This is a genomic window from Alkalihalophilus pseudofirmus (assembly GCF_029094545.1).
GTDB lineage: Bacteria > Bacillota > Bacilli > Bacillales > Bacillaceae_D > Alkalihalophilus > Alkalihalophilus pseudofirmus.
Genome location: NZ_CP117835.1, coordinates 32,324 through 53,619 on the forward strand (window position 1 = coordinate 32,324; position 21,296 = coordinate 53,619).

Below are 21,296 nucleotides of genomic sequence, written 5' to 3' on the forward strand. Positions count from 1 at the left end.
ATTATGAAAAACATGGGTAGTATGATGAAGCAAATGCAAAAAATGCAAAAGCAAATGATGAAGGCGCAGGAAGAATTAAAAGAAAAGACAGTTGAAGCAACGGCTGGCGGCGGTATGGTGACAGTCATTGCTAGTGGAGATAAGCGTATTGTAGATGTGCAAATCTCTGAAGATGTTGTAGATCCAGATGATATTGATATGCTTCAAGATCTAATTCTAGCAGCTACAAATGAAGCATTGAAAAAAGTAGATGAGCTTGTTGAGCAAGATATGGGTAAATTCACAAAAGGAATGAACATCCCAGGAATGTTCTAGGAGGTTTTGCTTTGCAATATCCAGAACCAATCGCAAAGTTAATTGAAGGATTTATGAAACTGCCAGGTATCGGACCGAAAACGGCGAGCCGCCTGGCTTTCTTTGTTTTAGATATGAAGGAAGATGATGTCTTAGATTTCGCAAAAGCTCTTGTAAATGCTAAGCGGAATTTAACGTATTGCTCGGTTTGTCATAATATTACTGATACGGACCCTTGCCGTATATGTGAGGATAAACATCGAGATGATTCTATGGTTTGTGTTGTCCAAGAAGCGAAAGATGTGATCGCTATGGAAAAGATGAAGGAGTATCGTGGTCATTACCATGTCTTACATGGTGCGATCTCTCCAATGGACGGCATAGGACCTGAGGATGTCAAAATCCCAGAACTATTAAAGCGACTGCAAGACGACACCATTCAAGAGGTAATCATTGCTACCAACCCGACTATTGAAGGGGAAGCAACGGCGATGTATATATCGCGCCTGGTTAAGCCTACCGGTATTAAAGTGACGAGAATTGCGCACGGACTGCCAGTTGGTGGAGATCTAGAATATGCTGATGAAGTGACATTATCTAGAGCAATTGAAGGTAGAAGAGAATTGTAGCGTCGAGGGGGCCGTTATGTTTTTTCGAAAAAGAGGAAAGTTGCGGAAAGAAGAAAGCGACCGTCTATTACGATCGATTGAATCGATGAAAGAACGATTGGATAATGAAAAGCATTACGTATCACACAGTGTCGATCCATCGGACGACGTGCTTGCGAGAATGAGGGCGACTGAATCTGCCTATACCTTCTTATTAAGAGAAGCTAGAACTCAAAAAATGCGACAGAACAAGCTTGTTAGATAGCTTGTTCTTTTTTTGTGTGAGCACACATAAAATGAACTAAAGACAAGCATTAAGAGGTGATGAGATGGATCCGATCTTAGTTATCGCAATTTTGGCAGGGCTGGTTATCTTGTTATTAACGGTTGGGGCACCACTTAAGCCCATTCGTTTCGTCGGGCAGCTAGCCGTTAAACTTGTAATCGGAGCTTTGATGTTGTTCTTTGTAAATGCTTTTGGTTCGTTCTTTGCCTTTCACATTCCGATCAATGGAGTGACTGCATTAGTCTCCGGTGTCCTCGGAATACCTGGTCTCCTTCTATTAATTGTGACGAAACAGTTTATTCTTTAAGTAGAAGCTGCGATTCTTCTAATAAGAAGATCGCGGGCTTTTTTCTTTTTAATAAATCTTTTTATAAAAAGGGGTTGCATTTATTTTCGGAACTGTGTTATATTATTACTTGTCGCTGAGACACACCACAACAACAAACGAAAACAACTTTTAAAAAAGATGTTGACGAAACGTTGATGTGATGGTATATTAGTTAAGTCGCCAACGAGCGGCGGACGAAAAAGTTCTTTGAAAACTGAACAAAAGCCAAGCGAAATAGAGATACATGATATCTCGTCAATGAATTATTTTTGAGCTTAATCAAACACTTTTATGGAGAGTTTGATCCTGGCTCAGGACGAACGCTGGCGGCGTGCCTAATACATGCAAGTCGAGCGGACTGATGGGAGCTTGCTCCCTGATGTTAGCGGCGGACGGGTGAGTAACACGTGGGCAACCTGCCTGTAAGACTGGGATAACTCCGGGAAACCGGGGCTAATACCGGATAACCCGTTCCACCTCATGGTGGAGCGGTAAAAGATGGCCTCTGGCTATCACTTACAGATGGGCCCGCGGCGCATTAGCTAGTTGGTAAGGTAACGGCTTACCAAGGCGACGATGCGTAGCCGACCTGAGAGGGTGATCGGCCACACTGGGACTGAGACACGGCCCAGACTCCTACGGGAGGCAGCAGTAGGGAATCTTCCGCAATGGACGAAAGTCTGACGGAGCAACGCCGCGTGAGTGATGAAGGTTTTCGGATCGTAAAGCTCTGTTGTTAGGGAAGAACAAGTGCCGTTTGAATAAGGCGGCACCTTGACGGTACCTAACCAGAAAGCCACGGCTAACTACGTGCCAGCAGCCGCGGTAATACGTAGGTGGCAAGCGTTGTCCGGAATTATTGGGCGTAAAGCGCGCGCAGGCGGTCTCTTAAGTCTGATGTGAAAGCCCACGGCTCAACCGTGGAGGGTCATTGGAAACTGGGAGACTTGAGTACAGAAGAGGAGAGTGGAATTCCACGTGTAGCGGTGAAATGCGTAGATATGTGGAGGAACACCAGTGGCGAAGGCGACTCTCTGGTCTGTAACTGACGCTGAGGCGCGAAAGCGTGGGGAGCAAACAGGATTAGATACCCTGGTAGTCCACGCCGTAAACGATGAGTGCTAGGTGTTAGGGGTTTCGATGCCCTTAGTGCCGAAGTTAACACATTAAGCACTCCGCCTGGGGAGTACGACCGCAAGGTTGAAACTCAAAGGAATTGACGGGGGCCCGCACAAGCAGTGGAGCATGTGGTTTAATTCGAAGCAACGCGAAGAACCTTACCAGGTCTTGACATCCTTTGACCACTCTAGAGATAGAGCTTTCCCCTTCGGGGGACAAAGTGACAGGTGGTGCATGGTTGTCGTCAGCTCGTGTCGTGAGATGTTGGGTTAAGTCCCGCAACGAGCGCAACCCTTGATCTTAGTTGCCAGCATTCAGTTGGGCACTCTAAGGTGACTGCCGGTGACAAACCGGAGGAAGGTGGGGATGACGTCAAATCATCATGCCCCTTATGACCTGGGCTACACACGTGCTACAATGGATGGTACAAAGGGCTGCAAAACCGCGAGGTTGAGCGAATCCCATAAAGCCATTCTCAGTTCGGATTGTAGGCTGCAACTCGCCTACATGAAGCCGGAATTGCTAGTAATCGCGGATCAGCATGCCGCGGTGAATACGTTCCCGGGCCTTGTACACACCGCCCGTCACACCACGAGAGTTTGTAACACCCGAAGTCGGTGAGGTAACCTTTTGGAGCCAGCCGCCTAAGGTGGGACAGATGATTGGGGTGAAGTCGTAACAAGGTAGCCGTATCGGAAGGTGCGGCTGGATCACCTCCTTTCTATGGAGTATTTAACTCTAGTCGATGTATGATCTTACGATCATATACGCTTTGGATCTTTTGTTCAGTTTTGAAGGAACTATCCTTCAATTAGATACTAATTCTCACCAAGTTGAGTAAGGGTTAGTACTTGGTTCTTTGAAAACTAGATAATGAAAACGGACAAAGAGAAACGAGAAGATCGAGGATACGATCAAATGAGTGCTCGGATCGTACATCGGTACGTGAGAACACGAATTGTGAAGTAGACGAAGAGATTCGAAGTTTATCTGAAGTCCATGTAAACATATTTGTTCATCGGTATCTTTTAATAGAGAAGATTGAACGAGCATGTCAAGAATTCAACAACCTTTTTTAAATTTTGGTTAAGTTAGAAAGGGCGCACGGTGAATGCCTTGGCACTAGGAGCCGAAGAAGGACGCGACGAACGGCGAAACGCCTCGGGGAGCTGTAAGTGAGCTTTGATCCGAGGATATCCGAATGGGGGAACCCACTATTCGTAATGGAATAGTACCCATACCTGAATACATAGGGTATGAGGAGGCAGACCTGGGGAACTGAAACATCTAAGTACCCAGAGGAAGAGAAAGCAAATGCGATTACCTGAGTAGCGGCGAGCGAAACGGTATCAGCCCAAACCAAGAGGCTTGCCTCTTGGGGTTGTAGGACACTCTATACGGAGTTACAAAGAAATAGGATAGGCGAAGCGATCTGGAAAGGTCCGCGACACAAGGTAACAGCCCTGTAGTCGAAATTCTATTTCCTCCTGAGTGGATCCTGAGTACGGCGGGACACGTGAAACCCCGTCGGAATCCGGGAGGACCATCTCCCAAGGCTAAATACTCCCTAGTGACCGATAGTGAACCAGTACCGTGAGGGAAAGGTGAAAAGCACCCCGGAAGGGGAGTGAAACAGATCCTGAAACCGTGTGCCTACAACTAGTTGGAGCCCGTTAATGGGTGACAGCGTGCCTTTTGTAGAATGAACCGGCGAGTTACGATGTCGTGCAAGGTTAAGCTGATAAGGCGGAGCCGTAGCGAAAGCGAGTCTGAATAGGGCGAATGAGTACGCCGTCGTAGACCCGAAACCGTGTGATCTACCCATGTCCAGGGTGAAGTTCAGGTAACACTGAATGGAGGCCCGAACCCACGCATGTTGAAAAATGCGGGGATGAGGTGTGGGTAGGGGTGAAATGCCAATCGAACTCGGAAATAGCTGGTTCTCCCCGAAATAGCTTTAGGGCTAGCCTCGAGGTTGAGAGTTTTGGAGGTAGAGCACTGATTGGACTAGGGGTCCCCACAGGATTACCGAATTCAGTCAAACTCCGAATGCCAAAAACTTTTACTCGGGAGTCAGACTGCGAGTGCTAAGATCCGTAGTCAAGAGGGAAACAGCCCAGACCATCAGCTAAGGTCCCAAAGTATACGTTAAGTGGAAAAGGATGTGGAGTTGCCCAGACAACCAGGATGTTGGCTTAGAAGCAGCCACCATTTAAAGAGTGCGTAATAGCTCACTGGTCGAGTGACTCTGCGCCGAAAATGTACCGGGGCTAAACGTATCACCGAAGCTATGGATTGACACCTTAGGTGTCAGTGGTAGGGGAGCGTTCTAAGTGCAGCGAAGTCAGATCGTGAGGACTGGTGGAGCGCTTAGAAGTGAGAATGCCGGTATGAGTAGCGAAAAGAGGGGTGAGAATCCCCTCCGTCGAAAGCCCAAGGTTTCCTGAGGAAGGCTCGTCCGCTCAGGGTAAGTCGGGACCTAAGCCGAGGCTGAAAAGCGTAGGCGATGGACAACAGGTTGAAATTCCTGTACCACCTCCTCACCGTTTGAGTAATGGGGGGACGCAGTAAGGTAGGGTAAGCGCACTGATGGATATGTGCGTCCAAGCAATTAGGCTGAGAAGTAGGCAAATCCGCTTCTCGTGAAGGCTGAGTTGTGATGGCGAGGGAAATTTAGTACCGAAGTTCCTGATCCTCCACTGCCAAGAAAAGCCTCTAGCGAGGTGAGAGGTGCCCGTACCGCAAACCGACACAGGTAGGCGAGAAGAGAATTCTAAGACGCTCGGGAGAACTCTCGTTAAGGAACTCGGCAAAATGACCCCGTAACTTCGGGAGAAGGGGTGCTCTGGTAGGGTGTATGCCCGAGAGAGCCGCAGTGAAAAGATCCAAGCGACTGTTTAGCAAAAACACAGGTCTCTGCGAAGCCGCAAGGCGAAGTATAGGGGCTGACACCTGCCCGGTGCTGGAAGGTTAAGAGGAGGGGTTATCCCTTACGGGAGAAGCTCTGAATTGAAGCCCCAGTAAACGGCGGCCGTAACTATAACGGTCCTAAGGTAGCGAAATTCCTTGTCGGGTAAGTTCCGACCCGCACGAATGGTGTAACGACTTGGATACTGTCTCAACGAGAGACCCGGTGAAATTATAGTACCTGTGAAGATGCAGGTTACCCGCGACAGGACGGAAAGACCCCATGGAGCTTTACTGTAGCTTGATATTGGATGTTGGTACAGTTTGTACAGGATAGGTAGGAGCCTTGGAAGTCGGAGCGCCAGCTTCGATGGAGGCGTCGGTGGGATACTACCCTGACTGTGCTGACATTCTAACCTCGAGCCGTGATCCGGTTCAGGGACAGTGTCAGGTGGGCAGTTTGACTGGGGCGGTCGCCTCCTAAACAGTAACGGAGGCGCCCAAAGGTTCCCTCAGAATGGTTGGAAATCATTCGTAGAGTGCAAAGGCAAAAGGGAGCTTGACTGCGAGACCTACAAGTCGAGCAGGGACGAAAGTCGGGCTTAGTGATCCGGTGGTTCCGCATGGAAGGGCCATCGCTCAACGGATAAAAGCTACCCTGGGGATAACAGGCTTATCTCCCCCAAGAGTCCACATCGACGGGGAGGTTTGGCACCTCGATGTCGGCTCATCGCATCCTGGGGCTGAAGTAGGTCCCAAGGGTTGGGCTGTTCGCCCATTAAAGCGGTACGCGAGCTGGGTTCAGAACGTCGTGAGACAGTTCGGTCCCTATCCGTCGCGGGCGTAGGAAATTTGAGAGGAGCTGTCCTTAGTACGAGAGGACCGGGATGGACACACCGCTGGTGTACCAGTTGTTCCGCCAGGAGCATCGCTGGGTAGCTACGTGTGGACGGGATAAGTGCTGAAAGCATCTAAGCATGAAGCCCCCCTCAAGATGAGATTTCCCATGGAGTTAATCCAGTAAGACCCCTTAGAGATGATGAGGTTGATAGGTCTGGTGTGGAAGCATGGCGACATGTGGAGCTGACAGATACTAATCGGTCGAGGACTTATCCAAATTATTCTTGACATATGTTTACACATTATCTAGTTTTGAGAGAACCATCTCAAACATTTACAAAGAGGATCGAACAGTTCGAGGAAGCGACGAAGTGAATGCCCGGAGCGTATCAAGCATACGTGAGGACATGAATGAGGAAGCTGACGAAGAAATATGAAGATCATCTGAAGTAAATCATAGTCTGGTGGCGATAGCAAAGAGGTCACACCCGTTCCCATGCCGAACACGGTCGTTAAGCTCTTTTGCGCCGATGGTAGTTGGGGGCTTCCCCCTGTGAGAGTAGGACGTTGCCAGGCAGATAAAACACAATCCATTAGGATTGTGTTTTTTAGTATGCATAAAGGGATAAGGGGCGCAATAGAGCTTACCTGGTCCAAAGGAGCAGCGCCACTTTCGAATGCTTCTTGTATCCTTCATGACATTCATCTTGAACAATCTTCATGTTCCCCCTGTGAGACGAACCCTTTCTCTTCGTAACGATTCATGAAAAACTTCGAAGAGAAACAGCATGAATAATCTTCCCCGTAGAAGAGAAAGGGTAAGCCAGGACGTTGCCAGGCACATAAACCATTCCTTAAAGGAATGGTTTTTTTTTGTGCAAAAGATATAGTGTTAGCAGATCTCTCTCAATCAACTGGCGCAATAAACAGCAAACGCAATAAAATACCTCATGACAATGACGCCAATAGCTCGTAAACCAGCACAATAAACAATCTTTGACGCCATGATCCTCTGAATCCGAGCAATTACACAAAACCCCGGCGCAATTATACACTATACCAACGCAATTCACTCACGAACCCGCGTAATCTTCCGACCTTCACGAGAGCCTATTAAATAAAATATCTCTTCAATGGATAGGCACCAACCTGCTTCCGAATGAATACACTAAAGGAAAGGTCTTTCGACGATATGTGAGCTCATTCATGTGTATAAAGAAAGATAACAGTGCCGACAATGAGACTAGAGGTGATAAGGATGAAACAAACCAGAGTCATTCATGTACGGCTTGTGGAGAAATGTGTTTGTTGTCAGGATGTTAGGACGGAAGGGTTACGTATATTTGATTCATTCATTTGCTTAAAATGTGAAGAAGGAATTGTTGATGTGGAAAGTAATGAAGAGCCTTATGGACATTTTATAACTGCGTTAAGAGGCATTACCCCTTCTGTGAACGAAAATTAAATAGCGGTTTTAAACTGATTCTAACACATTCACATCTAACCCTAGATGCATCTATGTTAGAATCAGTTTTTTTTAGGAGACAGATAAAAGCATGAACCATTAGTTTGATTTATAATAGAAAGAAAGGAGTGTAGGGCATTGAATAGAGAAGACTCAAACATACCATTAATTAGTGCCATTCAGCAGCATTTTAAAAGGGAGCCGATCTCTTTTCATGTGCCTGGACATAAAAATGGGAAGCTTTTTCATTCATCTTTAATGGAAGATTTTAAAGATATACATAAGTATGATGTAACAGAACTTGAGGGACTTGATGATCTTCACCACCCAACTGGAGTGATATTAGAGGCACAGGAGCTTTGTGCATCGTTTTATCAGGCGAAAGAAAGTGTCTTTCTCGTAGGAGGTTCGACAGCAGGAAACTTAGCAATGGTCCATGGTTTAACAGAAGCAGGCGATCAAATATTAATACAGCGCAATAGTCACAAATCATTGTTTCATGCAATAGAATTATTTCAAGTAGAGCCTATTTTCTTAAAACCTGAACTAGAAAAGGAGACAGGACATCCGCTAGGACCTTCGCTTACAACAATTGAAGAGGCGATTGATCATTTTCCGGAAGCAAGTGTGTTATTTTTGACGTACCCTAACTATTACGGAGCATCCTTTGAAATAAAAGCATTGATTGATAAGGCTCATGAAGCAGGGCTTATCGTTTGTGTAGATGAAGCGCATGGAGCACATTTTGCACTAGGGGATCCATTCCCTCCTTCCGCTTTACAGTTAGGGGCCGATATCGTTGTGCAGTCTGCTCATAAAATGCTGCCTGCTTTGACGATGGGGTCTTATCTGCACTTTCACCCCTCTTTAGCAAAAGAAAAAGTAGAACTGGTGAAGCACTCACTCGCGATGCTGCAATCTAGCAGTCCGTCTTATTTAATTATGGCAGCATTAGACGGGGCTCGGGCATATATTGAACAATTAAATGAGGAAAATATAAATGAAATGATAGCAGGAGTTCAATCTTTTATAGACGAAATAGCTACTATCCCTCAACTAGAGGTCATAAAGAGAAGCCACTCCTCCTATTCACAAGACCCATTAAAGGTTACAATAAAGTCATGTACAAAGCTATCTGGATTCGAGCTGCAAGACTTATTGTTTAAAGAAGGAATTGATGTTGAGTTAGCTGATGATAAACATGTTTTGTTTGTTTTCGGATTAGGAGATTATACGGATACATCTTATCTTGCCTTAAAACTTAGGGGACTGCTCTCTGAATATAACGTAATAAATGAAGAAGTAAACATAGTAAGCAGCACGGATAAGATCACTCAATTAAGCATTCCATCCCATCAGGTTAAAAAGTATTCTTATAAAGTTTGTTCAATAGATAAGGCTGTCGGTCATATAGCAGCTGAAGAGATTGTACCATATCCTCCAGGCATTCCCCTTGTGTTTAAAGGAGAAGTGCTCAAGGAAAGTGTTATGAAAGATATAGTGAGATTACATGAAAGTGGAGCTGTGTTTCAAGGGAACAACCCATTAACAGACGGATTGAAGGTAGTAGATTTGGAGGAAATAAGATGAAGACAGGTTTGTTTATCACTGTTGAAGGTGGAGAAGGAGCCGGTAAGACAACGATCGTTGATAAAATAGAGCGAGATCTGCGGGCAAGAGATATTAGTGTAGTGAGGACACGAGAGCCTGGCGGTATACGCATAGCAGAACGGATTAGAGAAGTCATTCTCGATGTTAGGCATACAGAAATGGATGCGAGAACGGAAGCTCTTTTATATGCTGCGGCTAGAAGGCAGCACCTCATAGAAAAAGTGCTCCCGGCACTCGAAGAAGGAAACGTAGTTATATGTGACCGCTTTATTGACAGCAGCCTCGCCTATCAAGGTCATGCACGCGGGATTGGTTTTAACGATGTGCTGGCGATTAATGAATTTGCCATTGAAGGAAACTACCCTGATCTAACGTTGTTTTTTAATATTGAACCGGAAGTCGGACTCGCACGAATTAAGAGAAGCGGGACTCGCGAGGTCAATCGGCTGGATCAAGAAGTATTTAATTTCCACGAGAAGGTAAAAGAAGGCTATGAGAAAGTGATCGCACAGTATCCTGAACGAATGGCTGTGATAAATGCCAATCAAGATGTAGATGCTGTATTTTTGGATGCGATGGCGGTTATTAACGACTTTCTAAAGAAATCTTCTAAGTAGTTTTACCATTATTCATTTTGAAGGAGTGGTTATGATGAAATTAATCATTGCGGTAGTTCAAGATAAAGACAGCAACAGACTATCAGAGGCGTTAGTTAAGGCGAACTTTAGAGCGACAAAGCTTGCTAGTACAGGAGGCTTTTTGAAGGCTGGTAATACTACTTTCTTAATTGGAACGGAAGATGTGCATATTGAGCAGGTAAAAGAAATTATCAAGAAAAACTGTCAAAGCCGTGATCAGCTTGTTGCTCCAATTTCACCAATGGGCGGCAATGCAGATTCTTATGTTCCTTATCCGGTAGAAGTACAAGTAGGCGGCGCGACTGTATTTGTTTTACCAGTAGAGCAATTTGAACAGTTTTAAGGATGATGCATGAAAATGGAAACATGGAACGAATTAAAAGACAGTCAGCCGAAAGTTGTCCAATTATTACAGAGAAGTTTAGAAAAAGACCGCCTGGCTCACGCTTATTTATTTGAAGGAAGCAAGGGGACAGGGAAGAAGCAAATTGCATTTCAGCTGGCAAAAAGCTTTTTATGTAAGAAGAGTGAAGGGGCTGAACCTTGCTTAGCTTGCGTTGATTGTAAACGTATTGAGCATCGCAATCACCCGGATGTACACATTATTGAACCAGAGGGGCTTTCTATTAAAAAGCAACAGGTTGAACACTTGCAAAAAGAATTTACTTACCGCGGGGTAGAATCAGGCAAGAAAGTCTATATTGTTGACCAAGCAGATAAAATGACGGCGAGTGCTGCAAACAGTCTGCTTAAATTTCTAGAAGAACCAACTGCCCCGACTTTAGCTGTGCTGATGACAGAGCGAGCGAGCAGTGTGCTGCCTACAATTCAATCACGGAGTCAGCAATTAAGTTTTTCGCCTCTCCCAAGAGAAAAATTTATTGAACGTTTGGAAAAAGAAGGAATATCACGTACGCTAAGTACGTTAATAGCAGGTCTGACTCAAAGCTATGAAGAGGCAATTGCGCTAATGGAGTCAGATTGGATTGCACAAGCACGAAGCGTAGTGATACAATTAAACGAAGAGCTTTATGAAAGACCGCATCAAGTGTTCTTAACAATTCAGGATAAATGGATTCCTACATTTAAAGAACGACGTGAACTTGAACTCGGTCTTGATATGATTCTCTTATGGTTGCGAGACCTTTTATATACACAGGTCGGCAAAACGGACCAATTAGTATTTGCTGACCAGCAGACGTTGCTAGAGCAGCAGGCCCTCTCTAGCTCGCAGGAGAATACGAGTCAAAGCATGTCTTTTGTACTCGAAGCAAAGCGCCATTTAAGCGCCAATGTAAATCCGCAGCTGGTGATGGAGAAGTTGTTCTTTAGCATACAGGAGGGATAGACGGTTGCATCAAGTCGTAGGCGTCCGTTTTAAAAAAGCGGGCAAAATCTATTACTTCTCCCCAGGTGATTTAGAGCTTGAAAAAGGAGAAGCTGTCATCGTCGAAACATCAAGAGGTGTCGAGTATGGCCGTGTGGTCATTGGTGTCAAATCTGTAGAGGAACAAGATGTCGTATTACCTTTAAAACAAGTGATCCGCATTGCTACAGAAAAGGACCGGCTGACTGTTCAAGAAAACCGTGAACAGGCTCAAAAGGCATTTGATGTTTGTACAGATAAAATTAATGAACATCAGCTTGATATGAAGCTAGTTGATGTTGAATATACATTTGACCGCAATAAAGTATTGTTTTATTTTACAGCAGATGGTCGTATTGACTTTAGAGAGTTAGTTAAAGACCTTGCCGCTGTTTTTAGAACACGTATTGAATTGCGTCAAATTGGAGTCCGAGATGAAGCGAAAATGCTCGGCGGGATTGGCCCATGTGGGAGAGTTTTATGTTGTTCATCATTTTTAGGTGATTTTGAACCGGTGTCAATAAAGATGGCAAAGGATCAGAACTTATCATTAAATCCAGCTAAGATATCTGGCTTATGCGGGCGTTTAATGTGTTGCTTAAAGTATGAAAATGATATGTATGAGTCAGCTAAAAAAGAATTGCCTGATGTAGGAAAACATATTAAAACTCCACATGGAAAAGGTAAAGTAGTAGGGCTGAATATGCTTGAGCGGCTCGTTCAAGTAGATATACTTGAAAGTGACGAAGGAGTTCTTGAGTTTACACTCGATGAGCTGACAGAACACAAAGTCGCAGCAGCTGAAGCCAGAGAATAAAGAGGTGGGAGCTACGTGGAGAAAAAGGCAATCTTTCAAAAGGTGAGTCAAATTGAAGAACGGATCGGAGAGCTTCATCATGAGCTACGTGGCTTAAAAGAGCAGCTCGCCCACTTAATTGAAGAAAATCATTATATGCAAATAGAAAATGATAACTTAAGGAAGCGGCTCGACTCAGAAGAGGAACGAACAAATGATAAGCCTCTTGAAGATAAAGCACAGAAGAAGCCGGTGGTGGGTGAAGGCTATGATAATTTAGCGCGCCTTTATCAAGAAGGGTTTCATGTGTGTAATACTCATTATGGAAGCTTGCGTTCTGATGGTGATGATTGCCTCTTTTGCTTATCATTTTTGCATCAAAAATAAAGTTGATGTATGCCTCTTAAAAAGGCCTTCCATTTTAAAAGGAAGGCCTTTTGTTTACATAGAAAGCGTTTAAGACAATGTTTAAGACAATAGAAAGGTAGTTGGACAGCTTGGATAATCTATACCAGGATGAGCGGATTGATTATATTGCCGGGACAGATCTAAAAGTCATTCAAAGTCCATCGGTATTCTCATTTTCAATAGATGCCATCTTACTCGCCCGATTCACTTATCTTCCCATCCAAAAAGGAAACGTTCTTGATTTGTGTTCTGGCAATGGAGTCATTCCTCTTGTATTAAGCACCCGCACAAAAGCAACGATTACAGGTGTTGAAATTCAGGAAAGACTATGGGACATGGCTCAGAGAAATTCGAAACTAAATAAATTGAACAAGCAGCTGCATTTTGAGTTAGCAGATCTTAATCACCTGCCGCCATCGATAAAAAAAGGCAGCTTTGATGTGGTGACATGTAATCCTCCTTATTTTGAAACCGTATCTGAAGAAGAGAAGAATAAAAATCTTCATTTAGCCATTGCAAGGCATGAAATTCACTGCTCATTAGAAGATGTGATTCGCGTATGCAGCCAATATGTTAAACAAAAGGGGAAAGTGACGCTTGTCCATCGTCCGGAGCGCCTAGGGGATATCATTTACTTAATGAAGAATTACAGAATTGAACCAAAACGAATGCAGCTCGTTCACCCGAAAAAGGGCAAGGATGCCAACATTGTGTTAATAGAGGGTATTAAAGATGGAAGCTCCGGTCTTAAGTGCTTGCCCCCAATAACCGTTTATGGACTTGACGGGGAATATACAAAGGAATTTGAAGAGGTGTATATTGGATCATGAGCCATTATGTCTATATTCTTGAATGCAGCGACCACAGCTGGTATACAGGTTATACGACAGATGTAGGTAGAAGACTAGATATGCATAGCTCAGGCAAAGGTGCGAAGTATACAAAAGGACGAGGGCCGTTCACGCTTAAGTATGTACAAGAATTCGAAACGAAAAAAGAAGCACTTCAAGCAGAGTATGCTATTAAGAAACTGAGTAGAAAGCAGAAGGAACGTTATGTTTTAGAGAGTGGTGAAAATAATGAAGCAACAAGCTAGTTTTAGAAGTGATGCGCAAGTGGGTGTCATTTATTTAGTGCCAACACCAATTGGCAACCTAGAAGATATGACTTACCGTGCCATCCGTACATTAAAAGAAGCAGACTATATTGCTGCTGAAGATACGAGACAATCTAAGAAGCTTTGTAATCATTTTGAGATTACAACCCCTTTGGTAAGATATGATGAGCATAATAAAGAAAAAGCAGGAAATATGTTGATTGAAAAAGTAAAAGAAGGAAAAACAATTGCACTGGTAAGTGATGCGGGTATGCCAGCCATTTCAGATCCAGGACATGACCTTGTCAAGCTAGCCATTGGAGAAGACATTTCTGTCATATCACTTCCGGGCCCGAATGCAGCCCTCACAAGCCTGATCGCCTCAGGCCTTAATACAGAATCCTTCTTCTTTGCGGGTTTTTTGCCTCGTCAGAAGAAAAACAGGACCGAAACCCTTGAGGAGTTGAAACCAATCAAAGCAACACTTATGTTTTATGAGGCTCCTCATCGCTTAAAAGAGACTTTAGAAGCCATGCATCAAACCTTGGGAAACAGAAAAATAACCATTTGCCGGGAGTTAACAAAGAAGTTTGAAGAGTATCAGCGCGGCACGTTAGAAGAAGCCGTTGAGTGGTGTAAAACTGGTACGGTTAAAGGAGAATTTTGCCTGATTGTAGAAGGTTTAACAGAAGAAATTAAAGAGGACAAGTGGTGGGACGAGCTAGATCTAAATCAGCATGTAGAACATTATATCGCTCTAGGGATGCCTTCAAAAACTGCGATAAAACAAGTAGCAGTTGATCGAAATCTGCCAAAGCGAGAAGTATATCAGGCATATCATACGTAATACAAAAAAAGACTCTGGATAACAGAGTCTTTTATCATAAAAGGCTTATTAAGATTGTGTTGAACGAGAAACGTAATCTTGTAATTCTTTGATGATATCTTGAGCACCTTGTGGGCTAAGGATGATTTTACCACCTGCGATAGATAGGTTATCATCAGAAACTTCACCAGTAATTTGGCAAGTCATGTTTGGCTTATATTTCTTTAGAATGATGCGATCGTTATCAACGTAGATCTCAAGAGCATCCTTCTCTGCAATATCAAGTGTGCGGCGTAGTTCAATTGGAATAACTACACGACCTAATTCATCAACTTTACGTACGATACCTGTAGATTTCATTATGAATCGTCTCCTCTCAGACTTAAAAATATTTATAAGTTTTTGTGTCATTATTCGACATTTTTCTCTCTGTTTTTAGAATACCAGTGTTTCCAAAACAAGTCAATTAATTTATAAATATTTTTATATAAAAACGCATGTAATTTATTCCATGTCTATAAACCTTGATATATCAACTGTTTAAAAAGGAGGTAAATAAAGTATGTTAAACTTGTCCCCAGATCTTGCAAAAAAGTTGGAAGGTATAGGAAATGAATTGAAAGCAATCTACGCTGATTCGACAAATGAAAAAGAGATTATTCGACAAAAGTTGCGTGACTCTGGCACTTACTTTCGACAAATGGAGTCGATTTCGACAAGAACTTTGTCGAATTGGTTAAATGGTCGTGAGATAGCAGGAGTGGATGGGTCTGTAAATCAAACAAAAGGACAACCACCGCATCTTCTTTATTTATTCCAAGCATTAGCGAAAACCATCTCAGGATATGAATGCAGAGAGTCAGATGTCTACACTCCTTTGCTTGATACAAAAGAAGAGATTGAACAGGAGAAGCAGCCAATTAAATGGCGGTCTCATTTATTAGCTAAAATTGAACTTGAGGTGGCTAAGAGATTAATAGAAGAAAAGGATGTAGGATTCCTTATGATGGACGGGGCCCTATATCATTATAGGATTGATGCTCCGGAAGAATGGGAAAGTTTACGGCTTCTTGCTTTAGAGAAAGACGTGCTCCTTGTTGGGGTATCAGAGGAAATTACGACAGAAAATTTGATTAAGCTGCCAGCTTTCAAAGATCATGCTAGAAAACCTCATACGTATGACCGTGATTTGTTGTTTGGTAAACTTAATCGAGGCGAGATGATTCATTTAGAAGACATTCAACAAAAGGCAGGCTTGTCATCATCATGGATGCGCCCTAGCTCAGCACCTAGTATTACAGGATTTGACCTCTTAATTGAGCAGTCTGAGAAACGCGATCTTGTCTCTGATCTCCTCTACACCCTTACCCCAAAGGACGGGAGAGGCATCCCTTTTTGGCTGGATCATGTCGATCGGGATGTTCGAGTGACAGACCGCCTAGTAGAAGCGTTAGTTGAGCAATACATTGACCCGGAAATTAAACAACGTTTGTTTATACAAAAACGTCAAGACAGACCTTATTAAGGAGGAAGAAAAATGCAAATTGTAGGGGTTACGACTCAGCATGAAGTATATGTTGCATCCAAAGAGCATAAGTTCCGGATGAATGAAATGGTTGTGATAGAAGATCAGTCATTAAAAAACCCTAAAGGAGAAGTAGTCGAAACCTTCTCCTATAACCGTTATATTCCAATGGGATTTGATAAGGGAATTGTCGATGATCAAGTACTGAAAACGTTAGAGCATATTGGATATGATATTGGAGCTGATGATATTCATCTAGCAAAGGTGCGTCTTTTTGAAGAGGCGCCGCAGCCTATTCAGACTGGGGCCAGAATCAGGCATCCAGAGTTTCATGAAATAGAATCGCTGCTTGTACAATCTAATCCGAAAGATGGGATGGTGCTTGGGGAAGTGAAATCAACGGATTTTATTGCACCCAGTCTGCCAGATTCCTTAAACGGGCTGTTACATATTCAAGAAGAAGATAATCTTCGTCCTCAAAACGGTGTTCCGTTTATCTTTGATATTCGTGCAATGCAGCAATACCCTCATATTGGGGTATTTGGCGGTTCTGGCTCGGGTAAGTCATTTGGCCTGCGTGTAATGCTTGAGGAATTGATGAAACTTCAAATTCCAACGATCGTATTTGACCCCCATTTCGAAATGAATTTTGCTGCTGCAGCGAGCGGAATAGATGATGCCCCGTCTTATCATGAACGCTATACGGTGGTGCAGATTGGCCGTGATGTCGGGGTTGACTTTTCAGCTTTATCAACGAGAGATGTAGAGAGGCTTCTTCAAGCAGCGGGATCTCTTAGTGAATCTATGGTCAATGTCATTCAAACGATTCACAAGCGTAAAGACAGCTATCAGTCTTTCAGTGATCGTGTCGCCAATTTGGCAGAAGCGCTTGAGCTTGGCAAACAAAAAGTAGAGGGCTTCCTTCATGATGGGGGAATGTCACGCGAGGAAATTTCGAAATACGCGACATTCAAAAAGCTGTTAGATCAATTTGGCAGTCTGCCGCTAGCATCAGTTAAAGGGATTCAGTGGCGGGTGAGTCGCTTAAATCAAGCAGGTTTATTCCAGCAAAATATTCGAGCGATTGAACAAGGCATTCATGCAGGACGGCTTGTTGTAGTCCAAGGTGCTGTATGGCTTCTGCAAGTTTTCTCAAGCTATGTGATTGGCTCGCTTTACGGAAAGCGGCGCACTTATAAAGATGCGAAGCTTCAGCAGCAGCAAGGGGAGTTTTTCCCCCCATTTGTCGTTGTAACTGATGAGGCACATAACTTCGCTCCAAAAGGCTACGATGCCCCAGCAAAATCAGTCTTAAAAGAAATTGCTCAAGAGGGCAGGAAGTATGGAGTGTTTCTAATTTTTGCTACTCAAAGACCAACGCTGCTTGATGAAACGATTACAGCGCAGTTGAACTCGAAATTCGTATTCAGAACGGTCAGAGGGACAGATATACAGACGATAAAAGAAGAAACAGACTTAACTCATGATGAAGGAAAACGCCTGCCGTATTTGCGAAGTGGTGATGTATTCGTATCCTCCGCCATCATTGGAAGGACAATGGCTGTGCGGATAAGGTTAGCCCATTCTGCCAGCCCGCATACACTAAACCCATTTGATGAATTAAGACAAATGACCGAAGCTGGAGATGAAGCGATTCTTACCGCTCTAAAGCCACATCTTCCGATCGCTGAGATGAGTATAATGAAGGAACTCGACACATTAAATAAAGAAGCACAAAAAAGCTGGGACGTTCAATCGTGGAAGCAAGAGCTTGAACGCCTGTGTCAGCAAGGAAAATTAACAAAACAAAAGACCCCTTTTGCTACGCTTTATGATCGCTCTTGACAGCAGTCTCTTTAGTTCGGTATATTTTGGATAGATTCTTGGGATAATTGAAATAAATACAATGTATATTTATGATCCAATGACGGGATAAGTACATGTATGACCTATTTGACAGAGAGCCGGAGGAGCTGAGAACCGGTAGTAGGCTGCATCGAAAATGGTCCTTGAGGAATCATCCTTGAGCAATGAAGGTATGTGAGGGGATGACGTAGCTGGCGTTAACAGGGAAGTCATAGACTTCATGAGCCTTTCTGCTGTGAAGAGAAAGGGAATGTTGGGTGGTACCACGTGAGATATGCTCTCGTCCCGATTTTAGGATGAGGGCTTTTTGTATTGTTTAAAAACCTATTGTTTAATACCAAGTGGGAGGATTCTTTTTATGAGCGAGAACAAAACATTCTATTTAACAACACCAATTTACTACCCAAGTGCAAAATTACATATCGGACATGCCTATACGACCGTTGCAGGGGATGCGATGGCTCGTTATAAGCGATTACGTGGATATGATGTCCGTTATTTAACAGGAACAGATGAGCATGGTCAAAAAATTGAACAAAAAGCAGCTGAAAAGGGTCTGACACCGCAGCAGTTTGTTGATGAGATTGTCGCTGATATTCAGTCATTATGGAAAAAACTCGATATTTCCTATGATGATTTTATTCGTACAACAGAAGACCGTCATAAAAAAGTCGTTCAAACGATCTTTGAACGCTTGCTTGAACAAGGGGATATATACCTAGATGAATATGAAGGCTGGTATTCTATTCCTGATGAAACGTTCTACACAGAGCTTCAGCTTGTAGACCCTGTTCGTGATGAAGATGGTAAAATCATTGGCGGAAAAAGCCCTGACAGCGGACATCCGGTAGAGAAGGTCCGTGAACAGTCTTATTTCTTCAAGATGAGCAAGTATGCTGATCGCCTATTGAAGTTTTACGAAGAAAACCCGACGTTTATTCAGCCGGAATCACGTCGTAATGAAATGATTAATAACTTTATCAAGCCCGGACTTGAAGACTTAGCGGTTTCACGTACATCATTTAAATGGGGCGTACAAGTGCCAAGCAACCCTGAGCATGTAGTATACGTATGGATTGACGCTCTTTCTAACTACATTACTGCTCTTGGTTATGGACAAGATAATGATGAGTTCTATCAAAAATATTGGCCGGCAAATGTTCATTTAGTAGGGAAAGAAATTGTTCGCTTCCACACGATTTATTGGCCGATCATGTTAATGGCCCTCGACCTGCCGCTGCCAAAGAAAGTATTTGCTCATGGCTGGCTTCTAATGAAGGACGGCAAGATGTCAAAATCAAAAGGAAATGTCGTTGATCCAGAAACATTAATTGACCGCTACGGCTTAGATGCTCTGCGTTACTACTTATTACGTGAAGTACCTTTTGGTTCTGATGGAGTATTCACGCCAGAAGGGTTTGTTGAGCGAGTGAATTACGACTTAGCGAATGACCTTGGTAACTTGCTAAATCGTACTGTAGCGATGATTAATAAATATTTTAATAGTTCGATTCCAACATATGTGAAAGATGCGACACCATTTGATGCGGATCTCTTAGATCTAGTCAACGCAACAGTTACAAAAGTAGAAAATGCGATGGAAGAAATGGAATTCTCCGTTGCGCTTACAGCGATTTGGCAGCTAGTAAGCCGTACAAATAAATATATTGATGAAACACAGCCTTGGATGCTTGCTAAGGACGATTCTAAAAAAGAGGAATTAGGATCTGTCATGTATCATTTAGCAGAATCGCTTCGCTATATATCTGTCCTCATTCAGCCATTCTTAACGGAGACGCCGAAGAAGGTTTGGGAGCAGCTTGGTTTAGGAGAAGAAGTGACAACATGGGAATCTCTAAGTGAGTTTGCACAAATTCCAGCTGGCGTTACCGTTCAAAAAGGAAAGCCTATCTTCCCGCGCTTAGAGGTAGCTGAAGAAGTAGCCTATATTGTAGAAAAAATGGGCGGCGCAAAAGCTAGTGAGGAACCAAAAGAAGATAAGAAACAAGAGAAAAAAGAAGAGGTACCTGAAGTCGATGAAATTACAATCGACGACTTTACAAAGGTTGAGCTTCGTGTGGCAGAAGTTTTAGAAGCAGAACCAGTAAAAGGAGCAGACCGACTGCTTAAAATTCAGCTTGATCTCGGATATGAGAAGCGTCAAGTGGTATCAGGTATAGCGAAATATTATTCTCCAGACGAATTAGTAGGGAAAAAAGTGATCTGTGTAACCAACTTGAAGCCTGTTAAACTTCGCGGAGAACTGTCACAAGGTATGATTTTAGCCGGTTCAAAAGGGAAGAAACTACAATTAGCTACGATTGATGGCAGTCTGCCGAATGGGGCACAAGTGAAGTAATCAAATGAAGTCAAAAGGAGAAGAGACATGCTTCTCCTTTTGCTATTTATTTTACTAATATAATTTACTAGGAGGCAGTGTAAAGATGTTATTTGATACACATGTACACTTAAATGCTGATCAGTTTGAAGATGATGTAGAAGAGGTAATCAACCGGGCTAAAGAAGCCGGGGTAAGTGAAATGGTCGTTGTCGGATTTGACGAAAAAACAATTAATCGCGCGCTCGAGTTAATAGAAAAATACGATATGTTATATGCTGCTGTTGGCTGGCACCCTGTTGATGCAATTGATATGAAAGATGAACACTTAGTTTGGCTAGAAGAGCTTGCTGCACATCCGAAAGTCGTCGCACTAGGTGAGATGGGACTAGATTATCATTGGGACAAATCTCCAAAAGAAGTTCAAAAAGAGGTATTTAGAAAACAAATTCAGCTGGCTAAGAAGGTTAAGCTGCCGATTGTCATTCATAATCGTGAAGCAGATCAGGATATTGTCGATATTCTTGAAGAAGAAAAGGCAGAAGAAGTCGGCGGCATCATGCATTGCTTTGGAGGAAGTGTCGAGATTGCCGAACGATGCCTAAAGATGAATTTCTATATTTCACTTGGGGGACCCGTTACTTTTAAAAATGCAAAAAGGCCCAAAGAGGTAGCTAAGCATATTCCGATGGACCGTTTACTAATCGAAACAGACTGTCCGTATCTTGCCCCGCATCCATACAGAGGTAAACGTAATGAGCCGGCGTATGTGAAGCTTGTTGCCGAAGAAATTGCCGGGCTAAAAGAGGTAAATGTGGACGAGGTGGCGAATACAACTCGTGAGAATGCAAAAAGACTTTTTGGCATAAATCGATAGCAGGTTTTGTCGCTATGTGACGGGGCTTGTCTATAAACTTTTTCATTCGTTTTTGTTCTACACGACAAAGGACTCGCATAGAGTGGACGTGTCGAGAAGTTA

The 21,296-nt window shown here is 43.4% G+C and carries 19 protein-coding genes, 3 rRNA genes and 1 other annotated feature; of the genes, 21 read left to right on the forward strand and 1 reads right to left on the reverse strand.

The genetic code is table 11. The annotated features are described in order from the left end of the window. Positions 1–3 precede the first annotated feature (3 nt). The 17 genes from PQ478_RS00135 (at position 4) to rsmI (ending at position 14,609) form a co-directional block, all read left to right on the forward strand. Positions 4–315: a YbaB/EbfC family nucleoid-associated protein gene (locus PQ478_RS00135; protein WP_012957039.1), complete on the forward strand. Its 312-nt coding sequence runs from the start codon at positions 4–6 to the stop codon at positions 313–315. 11 nt (positions 316–326) lie between these two features. Further along, complete coding sequence (gene recR / locus PQ478_RS00140) at positions 327–923, forward strand: recombination mediator RecR (protein ID WP_012957040.1); 597 nt, start codon at positions 327–329, stop codon at positions 921–923. Positions 924–939: 16 nt separating this feature from the next. Continuing rightward, the gene (locus PQ478_RS00145; RefSeq protein ID WP_012957041.1) at positions 940–1,167 is read left to right on the forward strand and encodes a YaaL family protein; all 228 of its coding nucleotides are present in this window, start codon (positions 940–942) and stop codon (positions 1,165–1,167) included. A 64-nt stretch (positions 1,168–1,231) separates the two neighbouring features. Beyond that, positions 1,232–1,495, forward strand: coding sequence for a pro-sigmaK processing inhibitor BofA family protein (locus tag PQ478_RS00150; RefSeq protein ID WP_012957042.1), 264 nt, complete (start codon positions 1,232–1,234; stop codon positions 1,493–1,495). 309 nt (positions 1,496–1,804) lie between these two features. Then, positions 1,805–3,356: ribosomal RNA gene (locus tag PQ478_RS00155) — 16S ribosomal RNA — on the forward strand. A gap of 363 nt (positions 3,357–3,719) precedes the next feature. Then, positions 3,720–6,659, forward strand: a 23S ribosomal RNA gene (locus PQ478_RS00160). A gap of 183 nt (positions 6,660–6,842) precedes the next feature. Next, positions 6,843–6,958 (forward strand): 5S ribosomal RNA (rrf, locus tag PQ478_RS00165). The 16S, 23S and 5S rRNA genes sit together here, the layout of an rRNA operon. A 682-nt stretch (positions 6,959–7,640) precedes the next feature. After that, positions 7,641–7,847, forward strand: coding sequence for a sigma factor G inhibitor Gin (locus PQ478_RS00170; protein WP_289235514.1), 207 nt, complete (start codon positions 7,641–7,643; stop codon positions 7,845–7,847). Between the two features lie 138 nt (positions 7,848–7,985). Further along, a complete protein-coding gene (locus tag PQ478_RS00175; RefSeq protein WP_289235515.1) occupies positions 7,986–9,437 on the forward strand; it encodes an aminotransferase class I/II-fold pyridoxal phosphate-dependent enzyme in 1,452 nt (483 codons plus the stop codon). Further along, positions 9,434–10,075 (forward strand): dTMP kinase, encoded by a 642-nt coding sequence (gene tmk, locus PQ478_RS00180; protein ID WP_289235516.1) that lies wholly within the window; start codon positions 9,434–9,436, stop codon positions 10,073–10,075. Before PQ478_RS00175 ends, tmk begins: the two co-directional genes overlap by 4 nt. 34 nt (positions 10,076–10,109) lie before the next feature. After that, entirely contained in the window at positions 10,110–10,439 is a 330-nt protein-coding gene (gene darA, locus PQ478_RS00185; protein ID WP_075684083.1) for a cyclic di-AMP receptor DarA, read from the forward strand. A gap of 15 nt (positions 10,440–10,454) precedes the next feature. Beyond that, positions 10,455–11,444, forward strand: coding sequence for a DNA polymerase III subunit delta' (gene holB, locus PQ478_RS00190; protein WP_289235517.1), 990 nt, complete (start codon positions 10,455–10,457; stop codon positions 11,442–11,444). Positions 11,445–11,448: 4 nt separating this feature from the next. Continuing rightward, the gene (locus tag PQ478_RS00195; protein ID WP_012957050.1) at positions 11,449–12,279 is read left to right on the forward strand and encodes a PSP1 domain-containing protein; all 831 of its coding nucleotides are present in this window, start codon (positions 11,449–11,451) and stop codon (positions 12,277–12,279) included. Positions 12,280–12,294: 15 nt separating this feature from the next. Continuing rightward, positions 12,295–12,645, forward strand: coding sequence for a DNA replication initiation control protein YabA (yabA, locus tag PQ478_RS00200; protein WP_012957051.1), 351 nt, complete (start codon positions 12,295–12,297; stop codon positions 12,643–12,645). Positions 12,646–12,755: 110 nt separating this feature from the next. Continuing rightward, a complete protein-coding gene (locus PQ478_RS00205) occupies positions 12,756–13,496 on the forward strand; it encodes a tRNA1(Val) (adenine(37)-N6)-methyltransferase (RefSeq protein WP_075684081.1) in 741 nt (246 codons plus the stop codon). Continuing rightward, positions 13,493–13,762 carry a GIY-YIG nuclease family protein gene (locus PQ478_RS00210; protein WP_012957053.1) on the forward strand — a complete coding sequence of 90 codons (270 nt, stop codon included), beginning with the start codon at positions 13,493–13,495 and terminating at the stop codon, positions 13,760–13,762. The genes PQ478_RS00205 and PQ478_RS00210 overlap by 4 nt, the downstream gene beginning before the upstream one ends. Continuing rightward, entirely contained in the window at positions 13,746–14,609 is an 864-nt protein-coding gene (gene rsmI, locus PQ478_RS00215) for a 16S rRNA (cytidine(1402)-2'-O)-methyltransferase (protein ID WP_289235518.1), read from the forward strand. Before PQ478_RS00210 ends, rsmI begins: the two co-directional genes overlap by 17 nt. A 48-nt stretch (positions 14,610–14,657) precedes the next feature. On the opposite strand, the gene abrB is transcribed toward rsmI, so the two are convergent. Beyond that, on the reverse strand, positions 14,658–14,948 hold the full coding sequence (abrB, locus tag PQ478_RS00220) for a transition state genes transcriptional regulator AbrB (protein ID WP_012957055.1): 291 nt from the start codon (positions 14,946–14,948) through the stop codon (positions 14,658–14,660). 202 nt (positions 14,949–15,150) lie between these two features. On the opposite strand from abrB, the gene PQ478_RS00225 reads away from it, so the two are divergent. The 4 genes from PQ478_RS00225 (at position 15,151) to PQ478_RS00240 (ending at position 21,194) form a co-directional block, all read left to right on the forward strand. After that, on the forward strand, positions 15,151–16,113 hold the full coding sequence (locus PQ478_RS00225) for a DNA double-strand break repair nuclease NurA (protein WP_289235519.1): 963 nt from the start codon (positions 15,151–15,153) through the stop codon (positions 16,111–16,113). Between the two features lie 12 nt (positions 16,114–16,125). Beyond that, positions 16,126–17,958, forward strand: coding sequence for an ATP-binding protein (locus PQ478_RS00230; protein WP_289235520.1), 1,833 nt, complete (start codon positions 16,126–16,128; stop codon positions 17,956–17,958). Between the two features lie 70 nt (positions 17,959–18,028). After that, positions 18,029–18,270 (forward strand) — a binding site (T-box leader). 67 nt (positions 18,271–18,337) lie between these two features. Further along, positions 18,338–20,338: a methionine--tRNA ligase gene (metG, locus tag PQ478_RS00235; RefSeq protein WP_289235521.1), complete on the forward strand. Its 2,001-nt coding sequence runs from the start codon at positions 18,338–18,340 to the stop codon at positions 20,336–20,338. Positions 20,339–20,423: 85 nt separating this feature from the next. Then, positions 20,424–21,194, forward strand: coding sequence for a TatD family hydrolase (locus tag PQ478_RS00240; RefSeq protein ID WP_289235522.1), 771 nt, complete (start codon positions 20,424–20,426; stop codon positions 21,192–21,194). The last annotated feature ends 102 nt before the right edge of the window (positions 21,195–21,296 follow it).